This window comes from Marinobacter sp. ST-43, from assembly GCF_030541085.1.
GTDB lineage: Bacteria > Pseudomonadota > Gammaproteobacteria > Pseudomonadales > Oleiphilaceae > Marinobacter > Marinobacter nauticus.
In genome coordinates this window covers 16306-35629 of sequence record NZ_JASSVO010000028.1, presented here as the reverse complement: position 1 = coordinate 35629, position 19324 = coordinate 16306, and the positions used below count along the sequence as shown (strand labels likewise).

Sequence of the window (19324 nt, the reverse complement as noted above, 5' to 3'; positions counted from 1 at the left end):
AATACGGAATCAGTTGACCCATCGTGACCGCTCAGAGTACAAAACTGACTCCAGCGTGAGGGCCGTGTGCAAATCGGTCACGATCCCCGGAATGAACGGTCACGTTCGCCGGAATACGCACAAATCGAATCCAAGATATTCTGGCAGCAAAGTTACCGGATAATTTCGATCTCTTGGAGCTTTCGGAGAAGTTCAAACCCTGGGAGGATCTTAAGCTTCGCAGTAACGGCGCATCGTGGTTCCCAGCCATCCGTTCCCTGAGAGAGTTTTCTCTCAGGGATCGCTTCCCCAACTCCAGAGCAGAGCGTTTTATTCATGACCGCATAAAAGCTGAATATGATTGCCTCGAGGAGATTAAGCGCATCGCACTAAAGCCTAACCAAACAAAAGCGGATAAGGCGCTTCAAGAAGATGCAATGAAGCGTCTCCTGCATGAGCACACCTTTGTCGACAGCGATCTTATCGAAATAGCCAGCACAGTGCGGATGTCTGATCCGGAAAGACCACGAATTGAACAGCAATTCTGGCAAGACATCCGCATCGAATTTTATTACAGCCTGCTGTCAAACCTTTCCCTGGACATCATGGATCGCTTCGTAGAACTGGGCATCGACTCCAAGGGATCAGACGAAATGGTCTCTCAGGGGCTTATGGGTATCTTGGCACCGAAAAGGGAGCCGGATGGACAGATCTTCTATCCTTTTGCCCAACTTCTCGAGAGGTGGAAGACTGTATTCTCAGAGGATCCGAATAAGCCTCTCACTTGGCGCGAGCTTTCAAAAGCTATTCCGCATCCAAGTGACCAGGAGATCGCTAAACTTGACCCGAAGTCACAGGAATACAAAGACTTGTGGGATATTGCAATGGATACCCGCAAGACCCGGTTGAAGGAATGGCGAATTGGAGTTTTACCCCGTGATGAGCAGCTCTTGAGCTTTGTCGAAAACCTTCTGCCGGAGAACAGGGACGGCCATTACGCCTGGCTTGTTGCTCACCTTTCTCTAATCTGGGGAAGGCTAATAAAACAGGAGGTGCATAGGTACGAGGCGGGTGGATCGCTCTACGATATTGATGATGGTCTTCTCTTTCGTTATCAGGACATCTGGAAACACTACCGAAATCAGGCCGCTGATATTCTAGCGACCTGATCCCACACTCTTTATTGACGGGGGCCGTTACCACGGCCACCACCAGAAGGGTTTCCGGTGGTGCTTGGGTAGTTACCGCCCGGGAAGTCGGATGCTTTAGTCATAAGTAATCTCCTATGCTCGAGTGGGTTGCTGGTTTTTTCCAAACCAGTAACGCTATCTTCTCAGGCGATGCTTATACCCGGGAGGGGAGTCGGTACGGGAAATTTTTCCCCGATGGGTTAGCCGGATTTATCCAATTCTTGGATGAATCGAATACGGGGTTCATGGTCAGAGGGATCGACATGCGTGTATATGTGGAAAAGTTAGACTTCATTCCAGCCAGTCCAAGCTCAAGACGTCGCACCCTGCTCCTGGACACCGAGAATTTCGTCGACAATCTACGTTTGGAAAACCAACTTCAGCAGCCAGCACAGGAAGAACGCTCAGAGTCGATGCTAGCAATTGAAGTCGAAGCTCCTCCATGGAAATCGATGAAGGAAGGCTCGTGGTATGACTTAGATCCCTTGCTTTTCAAGGACTTCGACTACCGACCTATATTACAAGAAGAGGAGGGTGGTACGTTTTTGAGAGCACGTCTCACTGGACCGTCGCGACCTATTGATTTTACGGAATACTTGAGTCAACCAAACTTCGCCGAAACCGAGATCGGTGGAGAGGGAGAACTCGTTTTCGACAGTGATGATCCACTGCAACTCGCGATCATCGACTGCGGCCAGGGAAACTGGAACGAAGTACGTTCTACGAAGCGCGTGCTTATTTACGATATCGGAGCTTCGATTCGACACTCGAGACCCGAAGTTGAACAGTTGGTTCGGAATCGAGATCTAGCGATGGATCCGAGGGACATAACAACCTTCATCAGCCACTGGGACGTAGACCACTACCAAGCCATACTCGCAATGTCTATGGCAGATCTAAGCAAACTTGGCTCCATTACAGCTCCAAGCCAGCTGCCCAACACAACAACTTTTCGGCGATTAACTAACAGCCTCTCGGCTGCCGGTGTGCCACTGTATTCATTACCACCCGCGTCTCTCCCACCTTCGGCCGGACAAAGAATCGTACTGTGTCATGACAACAAGCGATCCTCCTCTCAGGTCCAACTCTTCCGCGCGAGCCCCGGGAGATCGAGAAATCAGACAGGTATCGTATTAGCCGTTATTGGACCGAAGCGAACTGCAATTCTTACGGGCGATCATCACTACTCTAAGATTCTCGAAGCATTGCCCGCCTACTTGCCGAATAAACCTGTGATTATGGTAGCCCCACATCATGGAGGCCGAGCCGGCACCTTGGACCTGAACTCGTGGCGGCAGACTTTTCCTGAGATCGAAGTGGCAATCTCCGTCGGCCCAAACTCGTACGGGCATCCTTTCAAAAGCATTGAAACTAAGCTGTCCACGCTTCAGGGATCAGCCCCGCGCATCACCAAAGTAAGTGGCTCTCTCACATTTTCGCTGTAACGGGCCTTTAGGAGGAATCATCCTAACCAGATAAACCCGTCTTGAGATTGCATTGGCTAAGCAGTGACCTGCTCCCCTCTAGCTCAACCGTTTTCCGTTCAGTGATGGTCAGCGCAGCACAGAAGATAGGCGATTTACTAACCTCTAGCCGAACGTCGAAAGAAATTACTCTAATCAGTCATACATTGATTTTAGGGGATGGTTACAAGCAGTCCTAACCTACCCCGTTCTTTAATTCACTTGCTCCTGGCCAACATTCGTTGATTGAACCAGACCCTGTTTCAGTTTCAGCCAGATGCTTTCCTGCCAGAACACAATTCACTGAATCGCGACTAATTCTTCGCAGCGTTTCAGACGATTCTCGATACTTTCATCGAGACTATTGAGCACGAATTTGGATTGCTCGATTTTTATAACACCAAGAAGGTCAGTCTTATCAATGAGGTAGCTGATCAAGGCCATCGATATCGCCGTCAAAGATCCCACAAGCACTGATGTAACAAGCGTTGCAATTGGCGCAAGTGCGGGCACGCTCAGAACAAATTTTTCAATGACTTCCTCTAGCGCAACGCCCGCAATGACGATGCCGCCTGCGGCAAACAGCTTGGTGGCTTCATGCATGCTTTCAAGAAACGTCATGTTTGATGGCGGGAAAAGAATGAGTTTCAGAGCCTTGAGTAGCGAGAAAACGCCTTCTCTAATCATGCGAACGAAACGCTTCGACGTTGTGATGAAGACATTCACGAGGGTTGTGACGAGGTTCGAAATAAAGCCTGAAATGAAGCCTCCTGAAAACCCTTCAATCATGTCCTTCCATTTGCTGGCGCACTTTTTTCCAATGCGCTCTAGTCGGATTCGAATATCGTGCATCAGAGTTTCGCCTTCGAGGCCTTGGTTGAATGACTGCTTTATCTCAATGAACGAATTCGATAGAAACTCAACAAGCAGTAATCCGATGGCTTGCTGAACGCCCATTTTCGCACCTTCATCTACTCCAGTCTTAATGGTATTCGATGCAAACTTCTTGCTTGTGTAATATTTTTTGTTGATCTTCGCGTCATACTCTTTCCTGGCATCTTGGTCTATCTGACGCATTCGATCCGCATCTACTGCCTCGTGTTCTCTGAACCTTTCAAGCTCTCTACTTTCCTTAGTAGAGAGCTCCGGCTTGGCAGCGAGCTCTTCAATCCGCGCCCTCCGCTCAGGAGCTTGCCTCTCAAGTTTGGCCAGGAACTCATCAGTCGTTAGTGCACCTTTCCCGCTCGTGTTGTTGATATGTTCCGATGTGGGATTGAGGTTAGATTTTGAGTTTGCAGCGGTTGGCCCGTTTACTTCGGCCAACACACGACCGGCATCCTCGTGCACCTCCTTTGCAGAGATAGTGTGGTCGAGGTTTCTCTTTTTGTTTTGTGCAAGCACCTCCCCTGTATAGGAGTCCCTTAGCGTTCCATTGTCTTGTGATATGGTATCTTGACGGTTCTTGGCAATGTATTCGCTGTGACCGTGGTAAGAACTCGAATCGTATTCACCTCGGTCATCATAGCGCCGGCGCTCGTCGTCGGTAGCGTAAACTCCCTCACGGGCATTGTGAATCGTATCGACATTTCCGCCCGCTTTGTCATATGCACTCAATATTTTGCCAAGCCCAAATGGTCCAGCAATTGACGCGATAACTTCCTTTTTCAAAGAACCTAAGACGTCATCGAGCCTTTGCTGATGAAAAGAACTTCGGAGCTCTGACAGCAGGCGATTGACCTCTGCGGAGTCAGCCTCAATAGGAAAAGCGAGTTCCGTAGAATATTGGTAGCGAATCAATTTCGCCTGATCAACGTCTTGGTTCAGCAGCTCGTGAACGCGTTCTTGGTCGACTACGCCATAACCCAACGGCTTCGCTCTATTCTTTTCGACCATGTTTTTGCGTCTTCTGTAACGCTCGGCTCTGGAACTCATAGGTGATCTCCTTTACGCAGCCTTCAATTGGTTCCATGCTTGAGCAAAGGCCTTTTCCTCTTCCTTCACTCCGTCGACTTCCATGACGAACTGAATGACTTCGTCAAATAGATCAATTGGGACTCCAGATTCTTTGGCTAACTGGTAGGCCTCTTTGATCGTAGGTGGGTTGTTATAAACTTCCTCAATCTTGAGCTTTACCGCCTCAGGAATATTCTGCGCTAGCATCCCGCGCACAAACTCAGCGATTTCCAACCTCTCGGTTTCAGAGAAATCCCCATCACAAACTGCACAAGCCACTGCGACGGCCTCGAGGGCAATGATTCCTCTGAAGTACGAATCATTTGCCATCGCCCGGGCTAGGTTTTTCTCAAGCGCGGCTAACCGAGCGTCGGTCTCCGCTTTCGTCCTCTCATGTTTTTCAGTTGTTGAGCGCCTTTCACGTTCCTCTCTGCTCGACATCGCTTTTCCGGCCGCTGCGCCGGCCAACCCTGCGCCACTCGCAGCCGCTATAGTGCCTGCTCCCGACAATGATGCTCCAAGTGTTGCGGCGCCCAACAGCGAACCTCCACCAGTGAACGGCGCAGCTGCCACGGCTCCGACGCCAATAGCGACGCCAGCCAATACTTTTCCCCACATAAAGGTTTCCTATTTTCAGCTACTCATAATGGACGAGATCGAACTATTTCCGATGACCTGATTGTGAGGAATTGCTCCAACACGCTCAGTTCATTGCTCTACGACTTGTGGAGAGCGATGCGAGTGAAGAAAATTTTCTGTATATCGCATGTCTCTCTGTGTAGTCAGATTAGACGGAAACGGATGCAAAGTATGTAACTTATAGTTGTCGTATTGATAAGTTCTTTTGCACCCTGTCGCTGCTGCGTTGGGCTCATGAAACTTTGCTTTCGCGCCAGTGGTAGAGTTAAGCGTCCGACGCGCCAACTCCAGACCGAAAACCAAGACCTGCTTGCCCAGTTCGACTTGCATCAGGGCAAATGCGGTAACAGGCATCGGTTCAGTCAGCGGTATAAGTTCCTGCACAGGACTGTGACTAGCCGGGCTGCCCTGCTTTAAAATGGCCGAAATTGCATAAAAGTTGCGGAAAGATTTTCCAGGACGGCGGGGTTGCCCAGAACTTTTTTAGAGCCTTACACCACGGGAATATCCTGCGAAATACCTACAGGGGTAAAGCTGTAATCGGCGGAGCAACTAAAACAGGGATGCATACAAGAGTTAACGCAATTAGAGCTTTACCCACCTTTTTTTGGTGCTAAATCTATTGGCCTGCCTCAATAAGCTAATGTTTTTGTTTACGTTTTTTGGGAAATCTCATGTTATCCATGGAAAGTCATGAGAAATCTCGCCTTATCACGGTCACCCAAATTCGCAATTTTGGTGACCCCGCCGCAAGTGTTTGATTTCAGGGCCCACCAGATCTCACCTTAGCGTTGGACTGACACAAGGTCAGGGGGTGTGTCGGCGGACTTGCTTCCGAAAATGTTCGTAGCCATGGATGGCGGAGACAAGCGTACAGGGATGTACTAGCAGCGGTTTTCGGAAGCAAGTCCGCCGACATACCCGTGCACTCAAGTTAGCGGATTTCAGGAAAAGGAGCACCACAGTGTCAGGCAAAACCGTCAACAGCGCCATTCTGCTGCTGGTCATCGGCAACGCCATGGCCATACTCTCAGACGTCTTCATCAAGCTCCTGGACCCCGGCTCCCCCGTCTTCCAGTTCGCCTTCCTGCGCTGCGTCCTCACCCTGGCGTTCCTGCTCCCGCTCGCCCGCAAACTCGACCGCAGCAACCTCTTCGGCGGCCTGAAAATCCACGCCATCCGCGCCCACATCCATCTGGTCGGTATCGTCTGCATGGTGGTGGCACTGACCAACCTGCCACTGGCCACCGCCAACGCCCTGTTCTACGCCGCGCCCATCCTGGTGATGGTACTGTCCGCCGTATTCTTCAGCGAAAAACTGACTCCCCTCAGTGTGACTGCTGTGTTCAGCGGCTTTGCCGGCATCATCGTCATCCTGAGACCGGTGGACTTCAACTGGGCCATCATCGCCGCCCTCGGCTCTGCCTTCGCCCTGGCCATCAACGCCGTCATGGTGCGCCAGCTGCCCAAGGAACAAACCACCGTCCACAAACTGTTTCTGAACTACCTGTTGATCGTCCCGGCGGCCGCCGCCCTGGCACTCTGGGAAGGCGCTGCCTGGAACCCGCAAATCCTGATCAGCGCCGCCGGCTCCGCCCTATTCATCCTCGGCTACAACATCACCGTGTTGCTGGCCTACCGGCAGGTAGATGCCAACCAGGTCACCAGCGCCGAATACACCGGGCTGATCTGGGCGGTCGCCATTGGCTGGATCTGGTTTGGAGAGGTGCCTGACCTGTGGTTCCTGGCGGGCAGCCTGATGATCGTCGTGCCGCTGGTACTGATTGGCCTGCGGCACCGGAAACGGTCACCCGCCCGTGGCTTCAACCCGGCCGAGCAGGCAACAACTCAAGGGGTTGGCAATTCGTCAGCCCGGAGACAGGCCTCGATGGCAAAGGTGTGTGAACAATCATCGCCCAGCTGACGCAGCGAATCTGCCAGCCTGAGCAAATACTCCGAATTGGGGCCGCTAGGCCCCGTGGCGAGGGCAATCTGCCGCGCAATGTCCGCTTCCGGTGCCTCGCCCAGAAAGGCCTCATTGTCTTCCGTAGCGATGTACACCAGCCCCTCGGCATGACTGCCATCGTCAAAGGTCATGGTGGTACTGAAGCGCAGATAGCCGTTCTTTTCCCGCACATCCAGATACTCGAAGACGTTGGGTGACACCCGATAGGCTACGCCCTTGCATACGGCATCGGGCTGCTCAATCAGCGTGACCACCCGCCCGGGCGCTTCGGGGGTGCCACGGTGATCATGAGAACCCTGCCAGAACCGCCGAGCCCAACCGCGAATGGCTGCCGGGCGCTGCTCCAGGAACGGGAAATCCACTTTGTAGATCAGCGAGCCATAGCCGAAGAGCCAGATGGCCTCGATGCCATCAAAATTGAACCGGCTGCGATTATGCTCAATGGTGTTCGCGGGCATGACTCATCCCATCCAGAAATAACGACCGGATTGTCTCAGGCGCCCGAGGTACTGGCAATGAAGCCGGCAATACCGGTCAGCACGATTTCTGCCGCCATCGCGGAAAGAATCAGGCCGCTGATCTTCGACATAATGTTCAGGCCGGTCTTGCCCAACGCTTTCTCCAGATAACCGGACAAGCGCAGCAATCCCGCCAGAATCAGCAAGCCCGACACCAGGCCCAGCAGACCACCGGCCACTTCCGGCACCGCTTTAAGCTCGGCGCCGTAAACCATGATGGCACCAATGGTCGCCGGACCAATCATGACAGGAATGGCCAGGGGCACCACCGCGATGTCATCCCGATCCTCTTCGGGCAACCCGGTGGCGTGGTTACGGGTGCCACTGTTCACCAGACTGATGGCGGTGAGGAACAGCAGGCTGCCGGCACCGATGCGGAAGGAATTCAGGGTGATGCCAATGGCGTTGAACAGCAGCGGGCCGGCGAAAAACAGAATCACACCCAGAATAAAGGCCGAGACACAGGCCCGACGAATGATGGAGGTTTTCTCCGCTATCGGGAGCCCCCGGGTGAGGGCCAGAAACATGGTGACCACGAAAAACGGCGCCAGCAGGAACAGGAATCGGATGGTGCTGCTGAGATAGGTAGAGAAAAACGTTTCAAACATTCGGGCAAATCCGGCACAGGGTTAAAGCCGGTAAGCATAGCGTCCGAAAGGCTTTTTTGCCGTAAGGAAGAGAACCTATGGGTACTCAACGCTTCTTGATGGACGGCTTGCGGGGCTTGCCCGGTTTCGATGGTTTACCTTTGGATCCCGGACCACGACCACCCGGCTTCGGGCCCCCGCCGGGTTTACCAGATGGCCGTTTTCCGGGCCCGGAACCGGTGCCTTTTCGCCCTTTACCAGCTGGTGGCTTCCCGCCAGCTTTTGCACCACCCCGCGCAGGCTTGCCACCGGGCCCCGGGCGAGCGCCCCTCGCACCCGCCGGCTTCTTCCGGGGCTTGCTGCCAGCAGGTTCCGTGGCCTCGGACGAGGAATCCCGGATGGCATCGAACAGTACCGCCAGCTCCTTCTCGGTCAGATCCCGCCAGGCGCCCACCGGCAATCCCTGCAGACTGACATTCATGATGCGCACCCGCTCCAGCCTGGTCACCTCGTAGCCAAAGTACTCCGCCATACGGCGAATCTGGCGATTCAGGCCCTGAACCAGGGTAATGCGGAACACAAACCGGGACACCTTTTCGACCTTGCAGCGCTTGGTCATGGTCCCCAGAATCGGCACACCGTTGCTCATTCCCTCTACGAATTCCCGGGTGACGGGCTTGTCGACCGTGACCAGGTATTCCTTCTCGTGATTATTGCCGGCGCGCAGGATCTTGTTCACCAGATCGCCATTGCTGGTCAGGAAAATCAGCCCCTGGGAATCCTTGTCGAGCCGGCCAATGGGGAAAATCCGTTCACTGTGGCCGACAAAACGCTGGATGTTGTCTTTCTCCGCGCTGTCGGTGGTGCTGACAATACCCACCGGTTTGTTCAGGGCGATGAACACCAGATCTTCTTCGTCTCTCGGCTCCACCACCTGACCGTTGACCTTAACCACATCTCCGGGCAATACCTGATCGCCCACCTGGGCCCGGCGGCCGTTGATGTGCACGTTGCCCTGCTCAATGTACCGGTCGGCATCCCGACGGGAGCACATGCCGCTCTCGCTGATGTATTTGTTCAGTCGGGTTGAGGTTCGGTTGGCCATGACATCCTGCCGGTTTCAGATGATGGTTGAATGCGTGCCGGGCAGCACGCAACCCGCGCATCATCCCATTGCATCACCGTGACGGCAACTGCCGGTCACCGCCTGCGGAACGGGTAGAACAGCTGCCCCAGATAGGAACCCGGCAGTTTCTGGGTCGTGCCATACTCCGCTGGCCAGTGCGCTTTCGGGAAATGATAGGTGCCGAACAGCCGGTCAAAGAGCACCGTGTGTGCCGAGTAATTGGTATCGATGGCCGGCTTCTCTGAACTATGGTGCCAGTGGTGGAATTGAGGCGTTACCAACAGATATTTGAGCGGCCCCCAGGGCACATTGAGATTGCTGTGGATAATGATGGCCTGCAGCGCGGCAAACGTGACGTAGATATCCAGCGCTTCCTTGCTGGCTCCGAGCAGATACAACGCCAGCATGACCAACCCCCGCTCAATAAAAATCTGAACCACATGCGCGCGGGAGCCCGCCAGCCAGTCCATGGTTTCCACCGAATGGTGAACCGCATGAAACAGCCACAGCCGCCGGACTTCATGGAATACCCGATGCTCCCAATACAGCACGAAGTCGGCCACCAGAATCAGCAGAACCACCTGCAGCCATAGCGGCATGCTCTGGATAGCCGCCTGAAGACTGTCGCTGGCCACCCATTCAAAGTGCGTTACCAGGAAGTTGCCAAACAACAGAACCGCTGAGATCAGCAGGTGATTCAGGCAGAAGTAAAAGAAATCCAGCCCCCACTGATCCCGTAAAATGACCTGCTCCCGATACTTCGGAAAGAGCTTCTCCAGGCTGGTAAAGACAATGGTGGAACCCAGAAAGGCCAGAATCAGCCAGTCCACGCCGAGCGACAGCGGTTTCGGCTCCACCGGCCCGACCGGGACGTTGTAGCCACCCAGGCCAAACGCGATCAGCGTCATGGCAATACCTGCAGCGCCAAGCCGTTTGCGCCGATCAAGAATGAAGGTGGTAATGCCGAAAAACAGGGAGAACCACATACCGTACTTCAGGACATCCTGAAGCGCCTCGGCATCATACGCGGCACGAAGATCAGTGGTGGTCAGATAGGAAGGGAACAGGTAGGCGAGCACCGCCGCCAGGCTCAAGCCACCGAGAAATATCGAAAAATACCCGGGGATTCGTCCGTTCCGAAAGCGAAGTTCTTTGTCCGGGCGGGGCACTACCACCCGCTCGCGGTACTGGTAATCGGTATCCTGTTCCGTGTTCATGCGTTCCCTGCTTAGGCTCTGGCGTTGAATCCCAAGGATCTATCTCATTAATAATTCCTCGGAGCGAATCACCCGTCGAAATCTATGGGGCTTTTTCGCCGGGAAAAACAATATTCCAAAGATGTTCGATCACGTACTCCTTTGCATCATCTTCACTATCTGCTGGGTACACCACGTAGCCATCGTTCTCTAACAGCTCGATCCACGAAGTGGGCTCATCCTGGAAAAGCTGTCTTAGTTCTTCCTTAATATCCGCTCGCTGGGCCGGGTCACCCATCACCCGCTCTAAATCTGATATTTCATCACTGTCTTCCAAACCTACATCTACTGAACAATAGATATCAGCAAGTTTCGTATAGCAGGGTATTTTTTCATAAAACGTGAACTCACAAACTCAGCTAAGCAAATCTATGCTCACATTCCCTGTTGAAAGAAATTCCTCGACGATAGACTTCACTATGTCTGGATCCTCACAAACCAGGCTATAATCCCACTCATTTCCGAGAATGGAGACTTTTCCCCCATGAGCGGATTTATTTGTAAACGTGCGCACAACGTAATCATCAACGGTATTTTCCCCTAATGAAATAACTGACTTTCCGTCATCACTTTCGATGTGCAAACTCTCCGGCCCTATTTCACCGCTATCGTCGATGTCTAATGTCACGGAACCAGAATTCTCTATAATTAAATCCACGGTTTCTATGACATTTCCGCGCTCTACGTTGTCTGAGTTGCCGCCTCGCGCATTATCACCACAACCAATGACCCAAGAGAATGAAAACATTATTTCGCCTTTTTCAGAGATTTCATGCCAGGCTGCCAATATAGGGTATTTCCGGTAGCTTCCTCATACACTTCCAAGGATTTCAAGTCGGCTTTATTAGCCATAGCCGCCACATCACCACGACAAAACCCACAAACAGCTTTTCCTTTTACAACTAATTTCATAGCCGAACCAGAAGTTACGCCAGCATCAAACGCCTGCTGTATGGCACCAACCTCTGCGTGGGCGGTACCCATGTTTCCATTTGGAAGGATCTTTCCAGATTGGGCACTTTTCTCAGCAATTCGCTCTGCAATCTGCGTTGGTTGCTCACTATCCACTCTCACACGCGCAGTCTGATTGACGTCATGGAAAGAGGCCCCATTCACCAGCGCTTCGGCCGTGACCACTGCTACAACTGAGTCCGACCCATGCTTCCCATCACCATCGGCAGCCTTCTGGAAAACCAAATACAACGGCTCTATCCCGCTATCCGTCGGAAAGCTGACAATCAGCTCAACCTGATCCTCAAAGGGCCGCTGGTAGCCCGGCGGCGAATGTTCCTGACCATCTTCCTGGATGGGTGTCACCAGAATGCTGTAGGGATCAATACCGGAATCCGCCGGGTATTCGGTGCTCACTACCGGGCGGTGGCCGCTGTCATCCGGGTACCATACAAGGGTGAAGTCGTCATCAACCACCACTTCAAAATTCTCGCCCTTGAGCTCTGCGTGAGCAACCGGAACCCGGTCTTTGTATCCGGTGCTGTCGTTAACGTGATAGCCAGCCACCCGGAGGTTCCCGGTGGCATCCACGTGCAGATGAAAGCGTACCCGAATGGCCGCCTCGGTCATTTCTCGGAGTTCTTCCTCCGTGTAAAGGGTGCCGTCTCCGAGCTTGGATGGCCAGAGAGCCAAAAGCACTGAACTGGCAGCAGTACTCAGCACACTGGCCCCGACGCGGGCGGCCATGGCCCAGCCTTTTGCCAGTCTCATTGCCGAGCCGGAGATCAGGCCCAGCGGCCGCAAACCGTTTGCACCAGGGCTGGTGACTGTGGCGGGGGCGAGCATCGCTAATGTGCCGAAGTTGCTGGCCTTTTCCTCGCCCTCATTACTGTCGGTATCCCCGGAGGGGCGGGTGCAGGACTTGGCAAACACCTTGGGACCCAGGGGCGGGAGCCCGAAGTTTTCTGAGATCACCACAGGCGGAGGTAAAGGCGCGGTGGCCGGCTCAATCACCGGAGCTTCCGGCGTATAGTCGAGCTTCGCCGGTGGCGACAAGCTATCGGCGTGGGCTTGCCCAGCGGCGCCTGAACGAAATGGCTGCTTGTTTTCGAATCGTGTTGTTAAGGCGGTGAGCGCACTTTCGGCAATGGCTCCAGAGGCACTTTCCGCGGGAACAATACTCCCGGAAATCAGCCTGAAGACGGGAACCGCCGGGATTTCTTTCAGCAACACCAGCTCGCCACTGGCAAGCTGGTCTCGTATACGGGCAGGGGTATAACTGGAACTCGGGAGATAGCTGGCCAGTTCCTTATCGGAGTACTGGTCCCAGCCACCCTCGATCATCAACGCTTCGTGAAGCGCAAGCGAGTGCGGGTCTGCTATTTTGGTCACGTCCGTGTTTCCACAAGGTATTAATCGGCACAATCCATGCCTGAAGTGTGAGCAAATTTACCGGAAATCCTACGCCTGGCCAAGCTCAACCCAAGAAAGCAACAGAGCCTGGAACTATCTGCACTGGAATCCTCTAGTTTTTCTGATCTTAGCCAGCCAGCGCTGGACAGCAAAGAGCGCCAGTTCATTGATCCGTGTTCCGATGGATCGAGGCGCTATAGTATTTCAGGAACGCAAAAACTACCAACCGACCGTTGGGATTCCGTGTTGATCCAGGAAGCCCCCATGTTGTTCCAGATACTCTTCGGTGTTTACACGGTAGATGTCGGGGTCCAGATCCAGCTCGTTCGCCTGAAAACGTGCCAACTCTACTTCATTGCCGATCTGGTTCATCATCCAAACCACCACTTCACCGCCGGGAGCGAGACCAAACATAATGAAGTTTCTTGGCTTCATTACGTCACCGTGCAGCTCAGTTTGTAATAGTGCAGGCTCCAGCATTCTGTCCTGCCAGGCTCGGGGAACCTTAATGATTCGCTGATAGAACTTTTGCTCTGCAAATGAAAACCATTGGATGGCTACATAATCAGGAAACAGATCCATTCGACCGGCTATTCCGGCTGGGCCGAACGGTCCTTTCCAGCAGCAGCTCATTGAGCCAGCTGGGTGATACCAACTACGTTCACCTGATCGCTCGAACTGGAGATGCTCAACCCAGACATCGTAGTGTTTCGGTGTGGCGAGTGAGAAATACCAAAGAGGCTCGCTCTCCAATGATCTAGAAGAGCAACCGTAAAGAGTCAGCAATAACAGAACGAGCAATAGCTTTTGGGACATGACGAGAACTTCCTTTTCTTGTCTAGAGAATATCGTCCATTTCCCGCTCTGCGCTGAGCGCATCGGATGTCGTTCCTGAGATCGATACTTTATAGAAATTTTTTGCCATCAATTGGAAGCTCAACCAGATTACAGTGACGAGGATGGAGCATCTACCTTCATCGGAGCGGACTTGCTAGCTAGCCCGCTCCGAAAATGTCGGCAGTTCATTAATCGGCGTTCCAGTGAACCGGGGAACTTGAGGCATTTCAGCAGAGCGACAACTACCAACCGCTCGTTGGGACTCCGTTTTGTTTCAGGAAATCCCCATGTTGTTCCAGATACTCTTCGGTGTTTACACGGTAGATGTCGGGATCCCGATCAAGCTCGTTCGCCTGGAAACGGTCCAGCTCTACTTCATTGCCGATCTGACTTTTCATCCAGGCAACAATTTCACCGCCAGGAGCCAAGCCAAAAGTAAGAGTACGTCGCGGAACCATTCTGACGTCTATATTCGTTATAACTTGCGCCGGCTCTCTCATTTTCTCTTTCCAGCCAGGAGGAATGACGATCAAACGTTGATAGTACTTTTGCTCCGCAAAAGAGAACCACTGAAGTGCCACATAGTCAGGAAACAAATCCAGTCGTCCGGAGACTCCGGCTGGACCATCAGGCCCCTGCCAGCAGCATCCTAGATAACCAACAGGATGGCTCCAATGACGCTCACCAGAGCGTTCAAATCGCAGATGCTCAACCCATACGTCGTAGTGTTTGGGTGCTGCTACCTGAAACCTCCACGCCTCAGATTCGCCATGCCCTGACACCGATGAGCAACCGGCAACAGTCAGGAGTATTAAAACAATCCCTAGTCTTATTAACATGACCTCTGCGTCCCATCCTTATTGAAGTGAATTATCCTTTTCCGGCTTTGCGTCGGTCGCATCGGATGCAGTTCCTGAAATGGAAACTCCATAGAAACTTTCCGCTCATCCATCAGGAACTCAATCAGATTGTAGTGATCTGAGTGGTGCAGGTATCTTTGCCTGAGAAAACTGGAATCATGAGAATCAAGTTTTGGAGCATCGATTCCTTCCACAACATGGCCCAGTAACCTATCGTAAATGGACTCAAGATCATCTGGTATTTGATAACCTTCTTGATCCGGAATGCTTTTCAGTGGCACTCCAGCGCGAAAAGCTAACTCGTACATTATTCGAAGGCAACATCTTGAGTATTCACCTTTAACCCTGCGTTGTATTCGCAGCTGCATTTCAACACGACCATAGGGTGGTGGGTGTATATCCTTGTTCTGTTCAATAAATAGTAACGGTTTTTCGCCGTTTTCCCGAGGCAGGCTATGCGGGCCAATCCAGCCTTCGCTGAGAATCTGAGCTTTTAAACTTTCCAAATTATCCATGGCCATTGTTTGCTCCGGCCAATCGGTATCGGAGCCCTGAAGTACCACCTTTCGCGATATCCGTAGTTCTTCTTCCATTTCATCGGGATAGCCGCCTCCAATATCAGAGTGGACACCCGGAAAAACAATTTCTCTGAAGTTAACTGGCATTTCACCATTTGAAGATTTGATGCTATTGAGTGCAAAGTTCGCCCGCTTTTCGTCCGCTGCGACCAAATGAATAACTTGGTCAACACAGCCTCCCTGCAAGCCCAGCTCAATTGGCTTATTCAAACTGTTACTCGGGGAAAAATCCAAATCAAAGGGGTTCACTATCGCAGCCACAGTATCAAAAACCCCAACAAACCTTATCTTTGTCTGGTTCGGCCATTTCATCCCCATGTCGTGCATTATTTTGGCGAGTTGACCTTCTTTTCCTTTACTCAGTTCATTCACGGCATGACGTGTTGCTGCCGCGCCCCGACTAAAACCAAACAAATCAAAGGTGACAGTAGTAACCTCACGACCCTGAAGATCCTCCCGAATTCGTGCGGCGGCTTCATCAAACAAGTTTTCAACCTGTTGCGCGATTCCAGTTTCACCCAACCCCGTCGCCATTCCAACAGTCGAGTCCGCTTCACCTGTTTTGGTGCCGACTCCTGGCATGTACACCTTCATGCGATACGTATGTGAGGAACTTGGACTCTCATCGTATAGATCAAACAACTTAACCACATTGGTCGGCGCATTGGCGTAGCTATCACCTAATTCCAAAGCAATCCGATCAGCGCACGCTTTGGCCGCCTCTGGATCCGATTGTTCGAGAACTTCGCATTGTCTTACCTGCTCCCGAAAGTGTTCGATATTATCGATATTGTTCAATGTCCCATCGGTGAACAGCCCCATTACGAGGTGCACGCCTCGTTCCTGATGCGTGGAATTGTGCTGCTCACTCATAGGCAGAGGCGCAATGTTGGCGGAGCCCCCTATCGGAAGAGACAAGCGACGTTCACCCTGACGAGGTTGGTCTCCGCCGTTGGATTCTGCGAACTGGTTCCACTGTTCAATCTCATTGAGACTGGATGCCCCGGTGGCAGACATTTTCTGAAGTGTCTGCGGAGTAATCCGGCGTCGATTCATTTCAGCGACGAGCTCCTCTAATCCAGGAATTCCCCGACCAAAGGTTCCGACGCAGTTCCAGAGGCCCGATTCCGCCTCGTTATCTGGCCTCCAGGCGACCACTGGAGCGGAAACCGACCCATTTTCAATGTCGGAATAGACAAGGCATAGCTCGCCGGCCTCAACCTTCGAGACCAGTTCCTGATAATGGAGATCAGATCGGCTATGCGTAAAAGGGGGGGAGTAATGAAAAAAGAGGGATGCTGGAATAGGGGTGCCCCTGCGGAACAACTCCCGGACTTTTTCTGCGGCAAAGAATGGACTCTCCAATCGCAACAGCTCCTGCGGTTGGAGATCATAGTGATACTTAAGAAACATGACCGTCCTTGTCCTAGACGATAGCGGTTAGCGCTACCTGATAAAAAGTGAGCGCAATCCCTGGCTCACGACGCTGTACAAAATTAAGTCATTGGATTTCGTTGAACAAGGTATTCTGTCTCAATTCAACTTTATAGCGCCCGAAGCATCCTGACTCGGGCGCTATAATTATCTACCGTTTTAACCAGCCAATGCCGGCTCCCCACCCGGCTCCATCACCTCCGCCGATTCACACACATACTGCTCGGCATCAAACCGCCGGGTCTGCTGCCGGAACTGCCAGGTGAAGCCCGGCCACAAGGTGGTGTTCTTGCCGTTCTCGTTCACATACCAGCTCTTGCAACCGGTCTGCCACACGGAGTCGCCCAGTTTGGCGTGTATAGAGGCGTTGTACTGGCTGTAGGCATCCTCTTTCACTTCCACGCTCTTCCAGCCTCGGTGGTCCATCTTCTTGATGGCGTCCAGCACGTACTGCACCTGGGACTCGATCATGTAAACCATGGAGCTGTGGCCCAGCCCGGTGTTGGGGCCCATCAGCATGAAGAAGTTTGGAAAGCCGGCCACGGTGGTGCCTTTGTAGGCTTCCGCACCCTCGCGCCAGGCGTCGAGCAGATCCTGGCCACCACGGCCGAAGATCATGCCCCGGGGGATGGGTTCCTGGGCCTTGAAGCCGGTGCCATAGACAATGCAATCCACCGGGCGCTCGGTGCCATTGTTGTCAATGATGGTGTTACCTTTCACTTCGCGAACGCCGTCCGTCAGTACGTCTACGTGCTCCTGGTCCAAGGCCGGGTAGTAGTTGTTGGAGATCAGCACCCGCTTGCAGCCGAAGTGGAAATCCGGCGTCACTTTCTTGCGCAGTTCCTTGTCCTTGATCTGGTTGCGGATGTGTCGACGGGCCTGCAACTCACCGACTTTCAGAATGCGCGGGTTACCCACGAAGCCAAGCACCCGGGCTTCCAGCATCCAGTAAATGCTCTGGCGGAACGCATTCAGGGTTTGCGGGAACCGGCGGAACACGGCCCGCTCCAATGGCCGGATTTCCCGGTCAGGCTTGGGCATGATCCAGGGCGGCGTGCGCTGGTAAAGGTCCAGATGGGCGGCGTCTTTGGCGATTTCCGGCACGAACTGGATGGCCGAGGCACCGGTGCCGATAACCGCCACCCGCTTGCCACGAAAATCGTAGTCATGGTCCCAGTTCTGGGAGTGGAAACTGGTTCCCGTGAACGTGTCTATGCCCTTGATCTCCGGATACGCGGGGGTGCTCAGGCCGCCCATGCCGGACACCAGAATCTCACTTCGCAGCTTGCGGATTGGCGGCAGAGCCTTGTCGCTGCGATCCAGCTCATCCCCGGGCTTCAAACCTTTCTTTTCCATGTAGCCCCAGAGTTTTGTACTGTTGCAGGTTTCCACAACCCAGCCCGAGGTGGCCTCATCCCAACGGGCACCCGCCACGTGGGTGTTGAAACGAATGTGATCCATCAGGCCGTATTTCTCGGCGCAATGCCGCAGGTACGCCTGAATCTCCGGCTGGGGAGCAAACATGCGGGTCCAGTTCGGATTCTGCTCAAAAGAGAAGGAATACAGCGCAGATTGAACATCGCAGGCGCAACCCGGGTAGTGGTTATCGTGCCAGGTGCCCCCGACATTGTCGCTCTGCTCCAGAATCACGAAGTCGTCAAAGCCGGCCTCTTTCAACTTGATGGCCATGCCCAGGCCGGAAAATCCGGTGCCGATAATGGCGATCTTGGCGGTTTGTTTCATTGCTGCACTCCTGTGTGGCCTGAAGGGCCTTGCCTGTTGTTGTCGGTGTGGTCATCATGACCAGTAGACACATGTATACCGGTCAAAGTAGACACCTGTATACCCACTCGCACAGGAATGGCCCTGAGTGACAGGTTGTTGGCCCAACGCCCAAAGGAAACACGACTCGATGCAACGACTTGCCGGCGGAAAACTGAAACTGGTCCAGGCCGCTCTAAGGCTGATTACCCAAAGCCGTAGCCTGACCTCTCTGGGCCTGCGGGAACTGGCCCGGGAGGCGGGGCTGAACCCGAACACCTTTTACCGGCACTTCCGCAATCTGGACGAATTCGGTTTGCAGGTGCTGGGGTATATCGCCGAGGACATGAAAGCCGGCGTGCGGCAGTTGCGGCAGATGGCGGATTCCTCGGAACAGGCCTCCCACGACACCGTCACTTTTGTGTACCACTACTTTCTGGCCAACCCCGCAGCAACCACGGTGGCGGTCAGGGAACTGCACGGCCCGTCGCCCGTGTTACGCCGGGCTCTCGAAGCACAGCTGGACGCCAGCGCCCGGGAAATGGCCGAGGATATTCTCGAGCGCGGGCTGGTGCCCGGCGTCGATGAGGTGGTGGTACAGGAGATTTCCAACATGACCATCCGCTACATCCTGTTCCGGGCCATGGACTATATCGAGAAGCCCGAGCAGCGGGAGCGGATTCAGGTAGAAACGGAGCGGTTCATCAACCGGCAGTTCCGGGGGGCATTAATTGAGGAACTGGATTCCGGGCAGATTCTGGCGCTGAAACAGGCGCCGGCCGCTGACTGAGGTCAGGCCGGCGCCCGGGAGCT

At 53.4% G+C, this 19324-nt stretch carries 17 protein-coding genes; 4 read left to right on the top strand and 13 right to left on the bottom strand.

Going from position 1 to position 19324, the window contains the following annotated elements; all coding sequences use genetic code 11:
* Positions 1-173: 173 nt before the first annotated feature.
* Both QPL98_RS18565 and QPL98_RS18560 read left to right on the top strand, forming a co-directional pair.
* Complete coding sequence (locus QPL98_RS18565) at positions 174-1148, top strand: hypothetical protein (RefSeq protein WP_303293777.1); 975 nt, start codon at positions 174-176, stop codon at positions 1146-1148.
* A 116-nt stretch (positions 1149-1264) separates the two neighbouring features.
* Positions 1265-2614, top strand: coding sequence for a hypothetical protein (locus QPL98_RS18560; protein ID WP_303293776.1), 1350 nt, complete (start codon positions 1265-1267; stop codon positions 2612-2614).
* 318 nt (positions 2615-2932) lie between these two features.
* On the opposite strand, the gene QPL98_RS18555 is transcribed toward QPL98_RS18560, so the two are convergent.
* Both QPL98_RS18555 and QPL98_RS18550 read right to left on the bottom strand, forming a co-directional pair.
* Positions 2933-4564 carry a hypothetical protein gene (locus tag QPL98_RS18555; protein ID WP_303293775.1) on the bottom strand — a complete coding sequence of 544 codons (1632 nt, stop codon included), beginning with the start codon at positions 4562-4564 and terminating at the stop codon, positions 2933-2935.
* Between the two features lie 12 nt (positions 4565-4576).
* Positions 4577-5203, bottom strand: a complete 627-nt coding sequence (locus tag QPL98_RS18550) for a hypothetical protein (protein WP_303293774.1) — start codon at positions 5201-5203, stop codon at positions 4577-4579.
* Positions 5204-6188: 985 nt separating this feature from the next.
* Between QPL98_RS18550 and QPL98_RS18545 the strand changes: the two genes are divergently transcribed.
* Positions 6189-7148 carry a DMT family transporter gene (locus tag QPL98_RS18545; RefSeq protein WP_303293773.1) on the top strand — a complete coding sequence of 320 codons (960 nt, stop codon included), beginning with the start codon at positions 6189-6191 and terminating at the stop codon, positions 7146-7148.
* On the opposite strand, the gene QPL98_RS18540 is transcribed toward QPL98_RS18545, so the two are convergent.
* The 11 genes from QPL98_RS18540 to QPL98_RS18490 all read right to left on the bottom strand — a co-directional run bounded on the left by QPL98_RS18540 (position 7073) and on the right by QPL98_RS18490 (position 18493).
* Positions 7073-7648 (bottom strand): gamma-glutamylcyclotransferase, encoded by a 576-nt coding sequence (locus tag QPL98_RS18540; protein ID WP_023011391.1) that lies wholly within the window; start codon positions 7646-7648, stop codon positions 7073-7075. The genes QPL98_RS18545 and QPL98_RS18540 overlap by 76 nt on opposite strands.
* Before the next feature lie 35 nt (positions 7649-7683).
* The gene (locus tag QPL98_RS18535) at positions 7684-8316 is read right to left on the bottom strand and encodes a MarC family protein (RefSeq protein ID WP_222179707.1); all 633 of its coding nucleotides are present in this window, start codon (positions 8314-8316) and stop codon (positions 7684-7686) included.
* Positions 8317-8401: 85 nt separating this feature from the next.
* Entirely contained in the window at positions 8402-9400 is a 999-nt protein-coding gene (gene rluF / locus QPL98_RS18530) for a 23S rRNA pseudouridine(2604) synthase RluF (RefSeq protein ID WP_303293772.1), read from the bottom strand.
* Positions 9401-9495: 95 nt separating this feature from the next.
* Positions 9496-10638, bottom strand: a complete 1143-nt coding sequence (locus QPL98_RS18525) for a sterol desaturase family protein (protein WP_303293771.1) — start codon at positions 10636-10638, stop codon at positions 9496-9498.
* Positions 10639-10720: 82 nt separating this feature from the next.
* Positions 10721-10954, bottom strand: coding sequence for a hypothetical protein (locus QPL98_RS18520; RefSeq protein WP_303293770.1), 234 nt, complete (start codon positions 10952-10954; stop codon positions 10721-10723).
* Between the two features lie 78 nt (positions 10955-11032).
* The gene (locus QPL98_RS18515) at positions 11033-11464 is read right to left on the bottom strand and encodes a hypothetical protein (protein WP_303293769.1); all 432 of its coding nucleotides are present in this window, start codon (positions 11462-11464) and stop codon (positions 11033-11035) included.
* A complete protein-coding gene (locus tag QPL98_RS18510; protein WP_303293768.1) occupies positions 11425-13020 on the bottom strand; it encodes an S-type pyocin domain-containing protein in 1596 nt (531 codons plus the stop codon). Before QPL98_RS18510 ends, QPL98_RS18515 begins: the two co-directional genes overlap by 40 nt.
* Positions 13021-13260: 240 nt before the next feature.
* Positions 13261-13857 carry a DUF2931 family protein gene (locus QPL98_RS18505; RefSeq protein ID WP_303293767.1) on the bottom strand — a complete coding sequence of 199 codons (597 nt, stop codon included), beginning with the start codon at positions 13855-13857 and terminating at the stop codon, positions 13261-13263.
* Positions 13858-14120: 263 nt separating this feature from the next.
* Positions 14121-14717, bottom strand: a complete 597-nt coding sequence (locus QPL98_RS18500) for a DUF2931 family protein (protein ID WP_303293766.1) — start codon at positions 14715-14717, stop codon at positions 14121-14123.
* Positions 14711-16729 (bottom strand): DUF2235 domain-containing protein, encoded by a 2019-nt coding sequence (locus QPL98_RS18495; RefSeq protein ID WP_303293765.1) that lies wholly within the window; start codon positions 16727-16729, stop codon positions 14711-14713. Before QPL98_RS18495 ends, QPL98_RS18500 begins: the two co-directional genes overlap by 7 nt.
* A gap of 180 nt (positions 16730-16909) precedes the next feature.
* On the bottom strand, positions 16910-18493 hold the full coding sequence (locus QPL98_RS18490; RefSeq protein ID WP_303293764.1) for an NAD(P)/FAD-dependent oxidoreductase: 1584 nt from the start codon (positions 18491-18493) through the stop codon (positions 16910-16912).
* 169 nt (positions 18494-18662) lie between these two features.
* Between QPL98_RS18490 and QPL98_RS18485 the strand changes: the two genes are divergently transcribed.
* Entirely contained in the window at positions 18663-19301 is a 639-nt protein-coding gene (locus tag QPL98_RS18485) for a TetR family transcriptional regulator (RefSeq protein WP_113879338.1), read from the top strand.
* Positions 19302-19324: the final 23 nt, after the last annotated feature.

Bases quoted from the DNA above. Each gene is read 5' to 3' on its own strand.
- QPL98_RS18560 (WP_303293776.1), top strand. From the start codon at position 1,265: ATGCTCGAGTGGGTTGCTGGTTTTTTCCAAACCAGTAACGCTATCTTC.
- QPL98_RS18555 (WP_303293775.1), bottom strand. From the start codon at position 4,564: ATGAGTTCCAGAGCCGAGCGTTACAGAAGACGCAAAAACATGGTCGAA.
- QPL98_RS18550 (WP_303293774.1), bottom strand. From the start codon at position 5,203: ATGTGGGGAAAAGTATTGGCTGGCGTCGCTATTGGCGTCGGAGCCGTG.
- QPL98_RS18540 (WP_023011391.1), bottom strand. From the start codon at position 7,648: ATGCCCGCGAACACCATTGAGCATAATCGCAGCCGGTTCAATTTTGAT.
- QPL98_RS18535 (WP_222179707.1), bottom strand. From the start codon at position 8,316: ATGTTTGAAACGTTTTTCTCTACCTATCTCAGCAGCACCATCCGATTC.
- rluF (WP_303293772.1), bottom strand. From the start codon at position 9,400: ATGGCCAACCGAACCTCAACCCGACTGAACAAATACATCAGCGAGAGC.
- QPL98_RS18525 (WP_303293771.1), bottom strand. From the start codon at position 10,638: ATGAACACGGAACAGGATACCGATTACCAGTACCGCGAGCGGGTGGTA.
- QPL98_RS18505 (WP_303293767.1), bottom strand. From the start codon at position 13,857: ATGTCCCAAAAGCTATTGCTCGTTCTGTTATTGCTGACTCTTTACGGT.
- QPL98_RS18500 (WP_303293766.1), bottom strand. From the start codon at position 14,717: ATGTTAATAAGACTAGGGATTGTTTTAATACTCCTGACTGTTGCCGGT.
- QPL98_RS18495 (WP_303293765.1), bottom strand. From the start codon at position 16,729: ATGTTTCTTAAGTATCACTATGATCTCCAACCGCAGGAGCTGTTGCGA.
- QPL98_RS18490 (WP_303293764.1), bottom strand. From the start codon at position 18,493: ATGAAACAAACCGCCAAGATCGCCATTATCGGCACCGGATTTTCCGGC.
- QPL98_RS18485 (WP_113879338.1), top strand. From the start codon at position 18,663: ATGCAACGACTTGCCGGCGGAAAACTGAAACTGGTCCAGGCCGCTCTA.